Raw genomic sequence first — 13160 nt, 5'->3', positions numbered from 1 at the left:
CGCGGCCTGAAGGACGTCGTCCACGCCCGCCCCCCCCCCCAGCCCGCCCAGCGCGACCGCCCGCAGCCCCGCCCGGTGCCGCTCCAGCTGCTCCCCCAGCGCGGCGACCTCGCCCGACTGGGCCGCCCGCGTCAGCACCGCGTCCTCGACGCACGCGCCCTCCGTGACTTCCCGAACCATGAGATCCCCCTCCTGCCCGGCACCGCTCCCCCGGTCGCGCCGACGACGGCGCCCCGCGGGAACGACCCGGACGGCAGGCCGTGGCCGGTCAGCCGGCATCCGGCAGCCAACTGGCGGGGAGGCCGACGGGCAGCCACCGCGACGAACGACCGACGTCGGCTTCGGCTTCGGCTTCGGGGATCACGGGGCCGGTGGTCTCGTCCGGCACCGGTGCGAGGGGCGGCGGGGTCTTGCTCGTGGTCATGGGAACTGCTCCTTCCGGAGAAGCGGTTGACGTGGGCGGTGGTCAGGAGGTCGCGGTCCGGGCGGTGAAGACCGCGGGGCCGGCCACCGCTCCCCCGCGCCGGTCGGCGGCGGTCACGAACCCTGCGGCGATCCAGGGGCAGAACCCTCGTGCGTAAGCCACGAAGCCCACGATGTGTGTCCTTAGATTCGAGGTTCCAACGTTGACATGTGGAACGTAGAAGCTCCTTCACCAACATGTCAAGGTTGGAATGTGGGGTACGACCTGTCAACATTGGAATAAGAGAGTTAGAGTGAGGGACATGAGCCTTCGTCACGCCCTCTTGGGTCTGCTTGTCTTCCGCCCCGGCAGCGGCTACGACCTGCTGAAGATCTTCAACACCTCGCTCGGCCAGGTCTGGCCGGCCAGGCAGAGCCAGGTCTACGGCGAGCTGACGAGGCTGGACGCCACCGGCCTGATCACGGTGACCGACGAGGGCCCGCGGGGCCGCAAGCAGTACGCGCTGACCCCCGAGGGGCACGCGGAGGCGCGCCGCTGGCTCGTCGAGCGGGAGGAGCACCAGCCACAGCGCAACCCGATGCTCCTGCAGACGTTCTTCCTGGGGCTCCTGCCCCCCGAGGAGGCCGTGGCGCGGCTCCTGCGGTACGCGGACACCGCGGCCAGGGAGTACGACGACCTGGTGGCGCTGCGGGACGCGGAACCCTGGGACCGGGACGCGATGGCCGAGTGCGGCCGGCTCGTCCTGGAGTACGGCCTGCGCCAGCGCGCCCTGGAACAGGAATGGGCCCGCTGGGCGGCCGAGCGGCTCCGCGAGGGGCGGCTCACCGCGCCGGCCGCCGGGCAGCCGGACATACCGGAACCCGCCTAGGAACGGGACGGCGCGGTCGTACCCCTCAGGTCACGGGCGGCAGAGCGGGGCCGGTGGTGCCGAGCTGCTCGGTGGCGACCACCTGCGGCACCGGCCAGGTCACCCCGGGCGGCGGCCAGCTCTGCCCGGTCTCCCGGAGGAAGGCGGCCGGCGGCTGGTAGAGCGGCGGCTGGGTGCCGTCGGGAATCATCGACGCCCAGGCGACACCCTCGGTGCGGTCCTTGAACTCCTCCTGCATCGCGGCCAGTCGGTCGGGCTGCTCGATCAGGTCGACGGCGGCGGCCGCCAGGTACCGGGCCGCGGAGAGCAGCGCCTGGTGGCCGATGTTGGTGGCCGCGGTCGCGGTGACACCCCAGTTGTGGTTGGGGATCCCGGTCGGGTAGGCCGCGGCGAGCAGGACGGCGGTGGGTGCCTGCCAGCTGATGTCGGCCGTGTCGGTGGACAGTCCGCCGGTGTACGACGCGGCCGGCGGCGTCAGCGGGGTCAGCTCCGTCGGCATGCCCGTCTCCGGCTTGCCCAGCGACTTCTGCACGGCCTTCGCCAGCGCGTGGTCGGCGTCGGTGAACTTCGGGGCGCCTATCTGCTGCATGTTGTCGTTGAGCAGCTCCGCGCCGGCCTTGTTGGCGAGCAGGTTCCAGGTCGCGGAGTGGAACTTGTGCACCAGCCGGGTCTGGCTGGCCTGGGCGGCGGCCTGGGCGCACGCCACGATCTTGTCGTAGAGGACGCGGGCGCGCGCCGGGCTGCCCTCGCGGACGAAGAACCAGATGGAGCACATGTCCGGGGTCACGTTCGGGGCGCCGCCCCCGTTGATGACCGCGTAGTGGAAGCGGCCGGAGGCGGCGACGTTCTTCTCCCGCAGGTACTCCGACATCGTCGCCATCAGCAGGGCGCCGTCCAGGCCGCTCTTGTTGCCGAGCGGCGATCCGCCGTGCCCGGAGGCGCCGAGGAAGGTGAAGGTGGCCGAGACCAGGGCGCTGGTGGTGTTCCAGAACGGCATCGTGACGTTGAAGGGGTGCCAGTCGAGGAAGGCGTCGAGGCCGTCGTAGACACCGGCCTTGACGGCGTACGCCTTGCCGACGAGCTGCTCCTCGCCGGCGCTGCCGAACAGTTTCACGGTGGCGTTCAGGCCGTGGGTACGGATCGCGTGCGCCGTCGCGATCGCCGCCGCGGTGCCGCCCGCGCCGAGGGTGTTGTGGGCGTCGCCGTGCCCGGCGCCGTACGAGGGGCCGTAGGCGTCGTAGTTGTAGGCCAGCGGGTCGTGGCTGCCTGCACCCTTCTTCTGGGACAGGCCCGGCAGGGCGTCGTACTCGGCGTTGAAGCCGAGGACCGGGCCGCCCGGGCCGCCGTTGCCGTAGGTGGCGACGAAGGCGGTCGGGAAGCCCGCGGGGCCCCAGGCGATGTCGAAACCGTTGGCCTTCAGCAGCCGGGCGGTGGCGAGGGAGGAGTTCCACTCGCGCAGCGACAGTTCGGCGTGCTCCCACACCTCGTCGCTCAGCCGGGTTATCGCGCCCTCGTGGGCGCCGATCCAGTCGAGCGCCGTCCGCTTCGCGTCGGTGTCCTTGGCCAGGCCCGTGGGTGCCCGGTAGTCGACGGGAGAGACCCCGGTCCGCTCGTCGTATCCCAGGGTCGCCGCCAGCACCGGGTCCGCCTGGAGTACGGCGGCCGTGGTCGCGGTGGCACTCAGGCCGAACATCTGCAGCAGGCGTCTGCGGCCCATGGTCACGTCTGTCATGCGGTCTCTCGTTTCGCCGGGTGCGTGGGGTGAACTGCCGTACGGTGGGCGTCGGTTCGGGTTCGGGAACACCGCTCGCCGGCAGGTCGGCACCGTGGTCGGAGCCATCGCAGCGAAACGGGGCAGGACTCGGATCCGGTCGGCGAGGGCACCGACGACCTGCGGCCCATGGCGGACTCCGATGACGTGTGGGGGGATGCCCTGCCGGTATATCAGCCGGTCCGGACCACGCCCCGGGAGTCCCGCACGCCGCTGGCCGAAGGTGAAAGGACTCGGTGCGAAAAGGCACCCGGCTGCCGGTCCCGCCCGCCTCCCCCGCCTACCCGTCCAGTTGCTCCAGTGCGTCGCGCAGGGCGGCGCGGGAGGTGACGCCCAGCTTGGGGAACGCCTGGTAGAGGTGGGTCGAGACGGTGCGGGGGGAGAGGAAGAGCCGTTCCGCTATCTGCTTGTTGGACAGGCCCGCGGCCGCCAGGCTCGCGATCTCCCGTTGCTGCGGTGTCAGCGCCGGCAGGTCCCGGGCCCGCGCCGGGGCGCGGCAGGCGCGCAGTTCCGCGTCGGCCCGCTCGGCCCACGGACGGGCGCCGAGCCGCCGGAAGGCCTCGGCGGCGGCCGCGAGTTGCTCACGCGCCTGGGCCGACGACTTGCCGCGGCGCAGTCGTTCGCCGTAGTAGAGCCGGATACGGGCGTGGTCGAAGGGCCAGCGGGCGGCGCCCTCGACGGCCAGCGCCCGGTCGAACCCGCGGACCGCCGCCGCACCGCTCCCGGCGGCCAGCGCGGCGGAGCCGAGCAGCACCATGCGCAGCCGCGGTGACACCGCGTCGAGCCCCGCGTCCCGGGCCGCCCGGACGTGCTCGACGGCCTCCTGCCGGCGGCCGGTGCGCACCGCGGCCTCCGCCAGGTCCAGGATCGCCCACAGCGCGTGCCCCGCGAACGGCGCGAACGTCCCGGCCGGCGAGATCGTGCACACATGCCGGTAGGCCGCCTCGAAGTCGCCCTGCGACAGCGCGATCAGCGTCCTCGCGTGGGCCGCGTAGCAGCGGACGGCATGGCCCCGGCGGGAGCCGGCCCACTGGTCCATCTGGTCCGCGAACCCGCGCGCGTCCTCGAAGTCACCGCAGGCCGCGGCGGTACAGGCCAGGACGAACTTGCCGGTCCAGGACCGCAGCGGGTACTCGAGATCCTCGCACCAGCGCAGACCCTGGTGGGCCACCCGGCGCAGCTCCGGCCACTGGCCGGTGAACCAGGCGTGGCTGGCCCACAGGAACGAGGCCTGGATGGCCGGGAAGATGTTCTCGCCGCGCAGTCCGCCGCGGGCGGTGAGCAGCAGCGGCTCCTCGATCGCGCCGAGCCGGTCCGCGTAGGCGCCGGCCGTGGCGATCCGTACGATCCGCACCGGGTCCGGCGTGCCGGGCAGCGCCCGGACGGCGGCGTCCAGCCGGGCCCAGTCGGCCGGGCGGGCCCGGGCCGGGTCGCCGAAGGTGGTCCGCATCAGCCGCACGGTGTCCGGGACCGAGGTGCACTTCGCCAGCGTCGCGTCGAAGTCCGCCCACAGCTCGGGCCGGCCGGCGTGCACGCACACCATGAACAGGGTGCTGAGCGCTTCGAGCAGCGTGACGTCGGAGAGGTCGTACGGTTCGGGCTGCAGGGCGATCGCGCCGGACAGCAGGCGGTGCGCGGTGTCGATGTCGCCGTAGCTGTTGAGGAGGTGCAGCGCGGCGGCCACCGCGACCGCCGGGGACTCCGCGTCCGGGGCGGCCTGCCGGGCGTCGTCGAGCAGCCGGGGTACGTCGCGCACGCTGCCGGTGAGGTTCGCGCCGACGTACGCCGCCTTGGCCAGCCGCCGGGCGTACCCGGAGCCCGCCGGGCTCAGCTCGGCGGCACGCACCAGGGCCGCGACCGCGTTCGGCCCGTCACCGCGGTGGGCGCCGGCCTCGGCGGCCTCCTCCAGCAGCGCGGCGATCCCCTCGTCGGGTTCGACGGCGGCCTGCGCCAGATGCCAGGCCCGCTGCTCGGGCACCCCGTGCCAGGCTTCGGCGAGCGCCCGGTGCACGTTGCGCCGCTGGTCGCCGGTGGACAGCTCCACCACGGCCGAGCGGATGAGCGAGTGCCGGAAGGCCAGCCGCCCGGCCGTCTCGTCGACCCGTACGAGCCGCGCGCGTTCCGCCGGGACCAGGTACTTCAGGGCACCTCCCCCGGCCCCCGCCCGGCGCACGACCACCAGGTCGCCGCTGCCCTCCAGCGCCGCCACCAGCAGCAGGTGCCGGGTGACGGGCGGCAGTGTCCTGATGCGGGCGGCGAAGGTCGACTGGAGCCGTTCGGTCAGCGGAATGCGGGCCGGCAGGGCCTGGGACGCGATGCGCTGGGACTCGCTCAGCGCGGCCGGGAGTTCCAGCAGCGCCAGGGGGTTGCCCTCGGCGTCGGCGATCAGCCTCCGCCGGACCCGGGACGCCATCTCCGGGAACCGGCGGCCGAGCAGTTCACCGGCGGCGGCCTCGCCGAGCGGGCCCAGTTCGTGCGGCGCAAGCCCGCTGTGGTCGAAGAAGCTCTCCTCACCGGGCCGGGCCGCGCAGACCAGCCCCGTACCGGTGCCGGCGAGCCGGCGCGCCACCTGCCCCAGGACGACGGCGCTGGCCCGGTCCAGCCACTGGGCGTCGTCCAGCACAAGCAGCGTGGGCATGTCACGGGAGAGCTCGGCGGCAAGCGCCACCACGGCCTCGGTGACCGCGTCGGGCCCGGGCGCCGTGCCCCGTTCGAAGCCGAGGGCCCCGGCGAGGACGGGGCTCCGCGCCGCCCTCGACTGGATCTCCGGCACCGACGTCAGCAACTGCTGCAGCGCGCCGTAACCGGCCTGCGCCCGGTACTGCACCCCCGCGGCCTGCAGCACCCGCAGCCCCGCGGCCTCGGCCCGGCGGACGGCCTCGGCGAGCAGCGCGCTCTTCCCGACCCCCGGGTCCCCCAGCACCACCAGCGAGCCGCCGCCCTGCCGCGGGATGCCGGCGAGGAAGCCGTCCAGCCGTTCCAGGTCGGCCTCGCGTCCGATCAGCGGCTCTTCGCCATGAGGGAGGTGCTCGGCGGCCCGGCCGTCGGTCATGCGCGGCCTCCGGTACGGCCGTGGGGCGAGGGAACGCGCGGCACCAACTCCCGGTGCAGGGGCGGGCGTTCGGGGCCGAAGCCGTCGTACGGCGGTGTGCCGGGGACGCCGGCCGGAGAGTCGGCGTACTTCTCGCAGGGCCGCGCGAAGGCCTGGGCGCCGCTGCCCTCACAAACCGTCAGCAGAGCGTGGGCACCGCCGGTGTCGGGCATGGCGCGGGCTCCTGACGAAGGAGTGCGGGCAGGGATGTCCCATGATGCGGGACGGGATGCCGATCGCCCTCATCGTTCATCGCTGTTCATCGTCACGGCGGCGGCTCGGTCGATCGTCGCCCGGATGTGCCTCATCAACGGCTGGTCGCTCTGTTCGCTGTAGTCGCACAGGGCGATCAGCACGTTCATCTCGGGCATGTACCCGGCCGCGCAGCCGCGGGGCAGGTCGTACGGAACGGCGAGGAAGCCGTTCAGGACCCGGGTGCTGCCGTCCTTGGCGGTACTGGTGATGTCGACCGGGTCGAACTCCTCGATGCCGCGTTCGCGCATGTCGGCCGCGTTCATGAAGACGAGGGTGCGCAGGTTCCTGATCCCCCGGTAGCGGTCGTCGTCGGAGTAGACGGTGGTGTTCCACTGGTCGTGCGAGCGCATGGTGCCGAGCGCCAGGGTGCCGGGCGCGGGTACGACGTCGGGCAGCGGCGCCGAGGAGAACTCGGCGCGCCCGGAGGGGGTACAGAAGACGAGTTCCCGCGCGGGCTGCCGGATCCGGAACCCCAGCGGCAGCCGTACCCGCCGGTTGAAGTCCTCGAAGCCGTCCAGGACCTGGGCCATGGTGTCGCGGACACGGTCGTAGTCCTCGACGTACCAGGCCCAGGGCGTACGGCTGTCGGGAAGCGCCGCACGGGCGATACCGGCGATGACGCCGGGCCCGACGGCGTCCTTCCCATGCTGGGCACGCCGATCAGGGGAGGCGAGGCGAGCCGGGAGAGGCGCCCGACAGGCACGTATCACTCTGTGTGAAGAGCGCGTCACGACCGCCGCGGGACGCAGGAGCGGCCGGCCCTCGGGAGGGGTCAGGTGGCGGTCCCGAACTCGGACTGGCCGAGGTCGAAGTAGTCCACCCAGGAGGTGAACTGCCGGAAGTCCGGCGTCAGCTCGAAGACGCCGACGATCGGGAGGTCGACGTCGTGGTCGGCGTTCGTGTAGCGATACGAGTCGATGCGTGTCGCGATGACCGTGTTCCGCCAGGAGACGGCCTTCTGGATGTTGAGGGTGGTGTACTGGAGAATCCGGATCTGCTCCGCGAGGGCCTGCTGGATCGCGTCGCGTCCCGTGATGACACCCGGCAGGGGAATGTTCTGGTAGGTGGCGTCCTCGGCGAAGAAGGCGGCCAGTTCGGCGGCGTCCAGGTTCGACCACACGGCACAGAACCGCTGGACGAGGGCGGTTCCCTGGCCCGGTTCCAGTGCGCCGCCGGTCTCCGGGAGCGACGGCGCCGCCGAGGCGGGAGCCCCGGCCGTCGCCAACCCGATGGCGCCGAGGGAAGCGCCCCCGGCGGCCCGGAAGAGTCCTCTTCTGGTGGAGCGGATGTCCATGCCGAACTCCGTTGCTCGTGCGGCGGATTGTGTCGCCTGTGTAGCAGCGGGCCGCCATGGCGCCGTGAGCGTGACGCGGGTAGCCGACCGAAGGGGAAGAGGCTCCGCCCGAAGGGGAGCCTCTCTCCGGGCTATTTGACCGACCCCGCCATCACGCCCTGCACGAAGTGCCGCTGGAAGGCGAAGAACACCACCACGGGCACCACGAGGGACAGGAACGCGCCCGGCGCCAGCACGTCGATGTTGCTGCCGAACTGCCGGATCTGTGACTGGAGTTCGACGGTCAGCGGCTGCGAGGAGCTGTCCGCGAACAACAGGGCCACCAACATGTCGTTCCAGACCCACAGGAACTGGAAGATGGCGAGGCTGGCGATCGCCGGCCGCCCCACCGGCAGCACCAGCCGGGTGAAGATCCGCCACTCGCTGCCGCCGTCCATCCGGGCGGCCTCCAGCATCTCCTTGGGCATCTCGGCGAAGTAGTTCCGCAGCAGGAACACCGCGAACGGCAGCCCGTACGCCACGTGGAACAGCACCACACCGGGAATCGTGCCGAACAGCCCCAGTTGCCCGAAGAGTTTGGCGACGGGCAGCAGGCCGATCTGCACCGGTACCACCAACAGGGCGACCACCAGCAGGAACACGGGTTCACGGCCGGGGAAGTCCAGCCAGGCGAAGGCGTATCCGGCCAGCGCGGCCACCACGACCACCAGCGTGGTCGCCGGTACCGAGATCAGCACGGTGTTCCAGAAGGCCTGGGTCATGCCCGAGTTCTTCAGCAGGGCCGAGTAGTTGTCGAAGGACAGCTGCCCGGGGCTGGTGAACGCCGTCCACCAGCCGCTGCTCGCCGAGTCCTGCGAGGACCGCAGCGAGGACAGCAGCAGCCCGGCGAGGGGGGTGAGCCAGACCAGCCCGACCACCACGAGGAAGGCCTGCACCACGGCGTTGCCCAGGCCGCGCCTGATCGCGTTCATCGCTGACTCCTCCGGAAGCGCCGGACGTTGAAGGCCATGGCCGGGATCACCAGGACCAGCAGCAGCACGCCGAGCGCGCTGCCGAGCCCCTGGTTGTTGCCGCCGCCGAAGGACACCAGCCACATCTGGGTCGCGAGGACGGTCGCGTCCTCCTGTACCGGCCCCGGCGCGATGATGTAGACGAGGTCGAAGACCTTCATCACGTTGATGACGAGGGTCACGAACACCACGGTGAGCACCGGCGCCAGCAGTGGCACGGTGATGCGCCGGAAGATCTGCCACTCGTTCGCGCCGTCCATCCGGGCGGCCTCAAGGGCGTCCCGGGGCAGAGCGGCCAGCCCGGCGCCGATCAGCACCATCGCGAACCCGGTCCAGATCCACAGGTAGGCCCCGATGATGGCGGGCGTGACGAGGGTGGGTCCGAGCCAGGAGACGCCCTGGTAGGGCTGGGCGAAGTTGGAGGCGGGCAGTTCGACCCCGTAGGAGCCGGCCGCCAGTCCGGTGAAGCGGAAGGAGCCGTCGGCCGCGGTGCTGGTGCTCGCGACCGCCTTGCCGTCGGCGCGCACCGCCTCGACCTTCATCCGCGGCAGCCCGCTCTCCGTACGGTCGACCACGCCCGGACTGCCCCCGCCGCCCGGGGTGAAGTCCAGGTAGACCACCCCGCCCAGTTCACCGGCCGCGGCCCGGCGCTGCGCCGCCGCGTAGGCGGGCTGTGCACCGCCCGGCAGGTCCTTCGGGGCGACGCCCACCAGCCCGAGCGTCACCGTGTCGCCCGGCCCGAGGTTCGCGGGCGTGCGGTACGAGCCGTCCTTCTCAGCCGTGAGGTCCTGGCCGGTGCGGGCGCGGGCGGTGGGGTACTCGGCGGTGCCCTTGAACGCGTTGTGCACGGTGACCACGGCCGCGTTGAGCACGCCCTTGTGCGGGTCCTCGTCGTAGGCGAGCCGGAAGATGATGCCGGCGGCCAGGAAGGACACCGCCATCGGCAGGAACAGCAGCAGCTTGAAGGCGGTCGCCCAGCGCACCTTCTCCACCAGCACGGCGAGGATCAGGCCGAGTCCGGTGAGCAGGGTGGGGGCCACGATCACCCAGATCACGGTGTTGCGGACGGCCTTGAGGGTCGCCGGGTCGCGGAACATCTCGGTGTAGTTGTCGCCGCCGACGAACCGGGTGCCGGACGCGTCGAAGAAGCTGCGGCCGATCGAGAAGAGCACGGGGTAGACGACCAGCGCGCCCAGCAGGAGCAGGGCCGGGAAGACGAAGAGCAGGGCGATGATCCGCCCGCGGCGCCGGGCCCGTCTGGCACGTTCGGCCTGCCCGGTCACGGGTGGGCCGGCCTCTTTAACCACAGTCGCGGTCACGGCCGTCAGCCCTTGTACGCCTTGGCCGCGGCGGTCTCCAGCTGTGCGGCGGCCGCCTTCGGGTCGGACGGGTCGGCCAGGAAGTCCTGGAGGATCTTCCACTCGCCGGCGCCCTTGGTGCCGCCGAAGGCCGCGGGTGCCTGGTCGGACATGTCGAAGCGGACCGAGTCGCCGCCGCCCACCAGGGACTTGGCGATCTCCCGGGTGACGTCGTCGCTGTAGGAGGACAGGTCCAGGTTCTTGTTCGGGGACAGGAAGCCGCCCTCCTTGGCCCAGACGGCCGCGGCCTCCGGCGTGGCCAGGTACTCCAGGAGCTTCATGCCGGCCGTGGTGTTCTTGCCGGCCTTCAGGACGACCGCCGCGTCACCGCCGCTGACCACGGGCGCCGTGCCGCCGTCGACGGCCGGGAAGGGGAAGAACGTCGCGTCCGTGCCGATCGTCTTGCCGAACTGGTCGTGGGCGACGCCGGCGACGAAGTCGCCCTCGTAGACCATGGCGGCCTCCGGCTTGGGCCCGAAGACCTTCTCGACGGAGCCCGGGAAGTCGGTGTTGAGGGCCTCCTTCTGGCCGCCCGCGATCAGCTGCTTGTCCTTGAAGAGGGTGCCGAGCGTGCCGAGCGCCTTGACCACGGACGCGTCGGTCCACTTGAGCTTGTGGGCGGCGAGGGCGTCGTACTTCTCGGGTCCGGCCTGGGAGAGGTAGATGTTCTCGAACCAGTCGGTGAGGGTCCAGCCGTCCTCGCCGCCTATGGAGAAGGCCGCGAGCCCCGAGTCGGAGACGGTGTGCCCGGCCTTCAGCAGCTCCGCCCAGGTGGTGGGCGGCTTGACGCCGGCCTGGTCGAGGGCGTCGGGGCTGTACCAGACGGTGGACTTGTCGGCGGCCTTGAAGTACAGGCCGTAGAGGGTGCCGCCGACGCTGCCGTAGTTCTTCCAGACCGGCGCGAAGTTGCTGTCCACGGACTGCTGGGTGGTCTTGGAGAGCGGCTTGAGCCAGCCGCTCTTGGCGAACTGCTGGAGCACGCCGACCTGCGGGACCATGACGACGTCGGGGGCGTTGCCGCCCTCGATCTTGCTGCCGATGACGGTGGAGACGTTGTCGCCGGTGGAGACGAACTGGGTCTTGGCGCCGGTCTTCGCGCTGAACGCGTCGAGGACCTTCTGGAAGCTCTTCAGTTCGTCGCCGGACCAGACGCCGGCCACGGTGACGGTCTGGCCGTTGAGCGCCTTGTCGCCGCCGCCGGCCGAGACCGGGCCGCTGCTGCCTCCGCAGGCGGTGGCGCCGAGCGCGAGGACGAGGGCGGTGCAGCCGGTGAGCAGGGTGGTGCGTCGTCGCATCATCGTTGATGTCCCTTCGGAAAAGCGCGAGTTGAACGGGGGTGGGGTCAGAGGTCGTTGATCCACCAGGCGGCGGTGGAGCCGGGGAGCACTCCGGCGGGGCAGGGGCCGCTGGCGAGCAGGGGGGTGCCGGAGACGGGTGCGGGGGTGGGTGCCGTACCGAAGTTGACGGCGCAGACCAGGCCGTCGCCGCGGACGAAGCCGAGGACGCCGGGCGGGGTGTCCAGCCACTCCAGCGCGCCGTCTCCCAACTGGGGCAGCCGGGACCTGAGTTGGAGTCCGTCGCGGTACAGGTGCCAGAAGGAGCGGGTGTCGGCGAGGGCGCGGTCGGTGGCGTACTCGGCGAAGTAGTCGGGCTGCGGCAGCCAGGGCCGGGCCCCTTCGGCGCCGGAGGTGAAGCCGAACGGGGAGGCCTGGCCCGACCACGGGAGCGGGACCCGGCAGCCGTCGCGGATCCGGGCCCGGCTGCCGGTGCGCCGGAAGATCGGGTCGGTGAGCACGTCGTCGGGCAGGTCGACGACCTCGGGCAGGCCCAGCTCCTCGCCCTGGTAGATGTAGGCGGCGCCGGGCAGCGCCAGCATCAGCAGGGCTGCGGCGCGGGCCCGGGCGGCACCGAGTCCGCTGCCCTCGGGGGTGGGTTCGCCGTAGCGGGTGACCGTGCGGACCTGGTCGTGGTTGTTGAGGACCCAGGTGACCGTGGAGCCGGTGCCGGCGATGTCCTGCATGGCCTCGCCGATGACCTTGCGGAAGGCGTCGGCGTTCCAGGGCGCGCTCAGCAGGTCGAAGAAGAAGGCCTGGTGGAGCTCGTCCGGCCGGACGTACAGCGCGTGATCGCGGGCGGTCGGCACCGACACCTCACCCACGAGGAGGCGTTCGCGGCCGTCGCGTGCCGTGTACTCCTCGCACACCGCGCGCCAGTGCCGCCAGACGTCGTGCACCTCGGGCTGGTTCCAGGCGAGGGGGTTGACCGAGTCGCGGGTGCGGGCGTCGGCCTCCGGGTCCGGGGAGTCGGGCAGCTCGGGGTGCTTGAAGAGACCGGCGGCGACGTCGACACGGAAGCCGTCGACGCCCCGGTCCAGCCAGAAGCGGAGCACCTGGTCGAACTCGGCGGCGACCTCGGGGGTGCGCCAGTTCCAGTCTGGCTGCTCGGGCGCGAACATGTGCAGGTACCACTGTCCGGGCCGGCCGTCCGCCTCGGTCACCCGGGTCCAGGCCGGGCCGCCGAACATGGAGTGCCAGTTGTTGGGCGGCTCGGAGCCGTCGGGGCCCCGGCCGTCGGCGAAGTGGAAGCGGCCGCGCTCCCGGCTGCCGGGTGCGGCGGCGAGGGCCTGCCGGAACCACGGGTGCTCGTCGGAGCAGTGGTTGGGGACGATGTCCAGCAGCACCTTCATGCCGAGCCGCCGGGCGGCCGCCGTCAGCAGGTCGAACTCGGCGAGGTCGCCGAAGAGCGGGTCCACGTCGCAGTAGCCGGCCACGTCGTAGCCGTGGTCGTGCTGCGGCGAGGGGTAGAAGGGGCTCAGCCAGATCCCGTCGACACCGAGCTTCTTCAGGTACGGCAGCCCGGCCCGGACGCCGGCCAGATCGCCGATGCCGTCGCCGGTGCTGTCCAGGAAGCTGCGGACGTACACCTGGTAGATCACTGCGTCACGCCACCAAGGGTGCCTGTTCAACCCGTTGACCTGTCTCTGTGAAGGGCATCCGTTATGCATGCATGTTAAGTAGGCATGACGAGAGAGTGTCAACGAGTTGCGCGAAAGCTACTGCCAAGTTGGGTGTCTATATCAGGAAATATTG

General features: G+C 71.9%; 10 protein-coding genes and 2 pseudogenes. 1 reads left to right on the top strand and 11 read right to left on the bottom strand.

The features are described from left to right. Both KVT45_RS51045 and KVT45_RS51040 read right to left on the bottom strand, forming a co-directional pair. Positions 1-180 (bottom strand): annotated as a pseudogene (locus KVT45_RS51045) (sigma-70 family RNA polymerase sigma factor); the annotation flags it as partial. An 88-nt stretch (positions 181-268) separates the two neighbouring features. Then, on the bottom strand, positions 269-424 hold the full coding sequence (locus KVT45_RS51040; protein ID WP_217561258.1) for a hypothetical protein: 156 nt from the start codon (positions 422-424) through the stop codon (positions 269-271). A gap of 301 nt (positions 425-725) precedes the next feature. Between KVT45_RS51040 and KVT45_RS51035 the strand changes: the two genes are divergently transcribed. Beyond that, the gene (locus KVT45_RS51035; RefSeq protein ID WP_217561256.1) at positions 726-1292 is read left to right on the top strand and encodes a PadR family transcriptional regulator; all 567 of its coding nucleotides are present in this window, start codon (positions 726-728) and stop codon (positions 1290-1292) included. Positions 1293-1317: 25 nt separating this feature from the next. Here the strand turns inward: KVT45_RS51035 and KVT45_RS51030 are convergent, their stop codons facing one another. The 9 genes and pseudogenes from KVT45_RS51030 to KVT45_RS50990 form a co-directional block, all read right to left on the bottom strand. Then, positions 1318-3024, bottom strand: a complete 1707-nt coding sequence (locus KVT45_RS51030; protein WP_217561254.1) for an amidohydrolase — start codon at positions 3022-3024, stop codon at positions 1318-1320. Between the two features lie 319 nt (positions 3025-3343). Further along, positions 3344-6115, bottom strand: coding sequence for an AAA family ATPase (locus KVT45_RS51025; protein WP_217561252.1), 2772 nt, complete (start codon positions 6113-6115; stop codon positions 3344-3346). Next, positions 6112-6327, bottom strand: a complete 216-nt coding sequence (locus tag KVT45_RS51020) for a hypothetical protein (RefSeq protein ID WP_217561250.1) — start codon at positions 6325-6327, stop codon at positions 6112-6114. Before KVT45_RS51020 ends, KVT45_RS51025 begins: the two co-directional genes overlap by 4 nt. Positions 6328-6396: 69 nt before the next feature. Then, a pseudogene (locus KVT45_RS51015) lies at positions 6397-7029 on the bottom strand (molybdopterin dinucleotide binding domain-containing protein); the annotation flags it as partial. Positions 7030-7181: 152 nt separating this feature from the next. Then, positions 7182-7703, bottom strand: coding sequence for a limonene-1,2-epoxide hydrolase family protein (locus KVT45_RS51010; protein WP_217561248.1), 522 nt, complete (start codon positions 7701-7703; stop codon positions 7182-7184). 131 nt (positions 7704-7834) lie between these two features. Continuing rightward, complete coding sequence (locus tag KVT45_RS51005) at positions 7835-8674, bottom strand: carbohydrate ABC transporter permease (protein WP_217561247.1); 840 nt, start codon at positions 8672-8674, stop codon at positions 7835-7837. Continuing rightward, positions 8671-10032 carry an ABC transporter permease subunit gene (locus tag KVT45_RS51000; protein WP_217561245.1) on the bottom strand — a complete coding sequence of 454 codons (1362 nt, stop codon included), beginning with the start codon at positions 10030-10032 and terminating at the stop codon, positions 8671-8673. The genes KVT45_RS51005 and KVT45_RS51000 overlap by 4 nt, the downstream gene beginning before the upstream one ends. A gap of 5 nt (positions 10033-10037) precedes the next feature. Next, positions 10038-11369: an ABC transporter substrate-binding protein gene (locus tag KVT45_RS50995; protein ID WP_217561243.1), complete on the bottom strand. Its 1332-nt coding sequence runs from the start codon at positions 11367-11369 to the stop codon at positions 10038-10040. Positions 11370-11413: 44 nt separating this feature from the next. Continuing rightward, positions 11414-13075 (bottom strand): glycoside hydrolase family 13 protein, encoded by a 1662-nt coding sequence (locus tag KVT45_RS50990; protein WP_217561241.1) that lies wholly within the window; start codon positions 13073-13075, stop codon positions 11414-11416. Positions 13076-13160 lie beyond the last annotated feature (85 nt).

Origin of the sequence: Streptomyces sp. GbtcB6, assembly GCF_019091475.1 — a bacterium.
GTDB classification, from domain to species: Bacteria; Actinomycetota; Actinomycetes; order Streptomycetales; family Streptomycetaceae; genus Streptomyces; species Streptomyces hyaluromycini.
Note: the sequence above shows the minus strand (reverse complement) of the source record. Positions and strands in the feature narration are given on the sequence as shown.

Bases quoted from the DNA above. Each gene is read 5' to 3' on its own strand.
- KVT45_RS51025 (WP_217561252.1), bottom strand. From the start codon at position 6,115: ATGACCGACGGCCGGGCCGCCGAGCACCTCCCTCATGGCGAAGAGCCG.
- KVT45_RS51035 (WP_217561256.1), top strand. From the start codon at position 726: ATGAGCCTTCGTCACGCCCTCTTGGGTCTGCTTGTCTTCCGCCCCGGC.
- KVT45_RS51030 (WP_217561254.1), bottom strand. From the start codon at position 3,024: ATGACAGACGTGACCATGGGCCGCAGACGCCTGCTGCAGATGTTCGGC.
- KVT45_RS50990 (WP_217561241.1), bottom strand. From the start codon at position 13,075: ATGCATAACGGATGCCCTTCACAGAGACAGGTCAACGGGTTGAACAGG.
- KVT45_RS51020 (WP_217561250.1), bottom strand. From the start codon at position 6,327: ATGCCCGACACCGGCGGTGCCCACGCTCTGCTGACGGTTTGTGAGGGC.
- KVT45_RS51010 (WP_217561248.1), bottom strand. From the start codon at position 7,703: ATGGACATCCGCTCCACCAGAAGAGGACTCTTCCGGGCCGCCGGGGGC.
- KVT45_RS50995 (WP_217561243.1), bottom strand. From the start codon at position 11,369: ATGATGCGACGACGCACCACCCTGCTCACCGGCTGCACCGCCCTCGTC.
- KVT45_RS51040 (WP_217561258.1), bottom strand. From the start codon at position 424: ATGACCACGAGCAAGACCCCGCCGCCCCTCGCACCGGTGCCGGACGAG.
- KVT45_RS51005 (WP_217561247.1), bottom strand. From the start codon at position 8,674: ATGAACGCGATCAGGCGCGGCCTGGGCAACGCCGTGGTGCAGGCCTTC.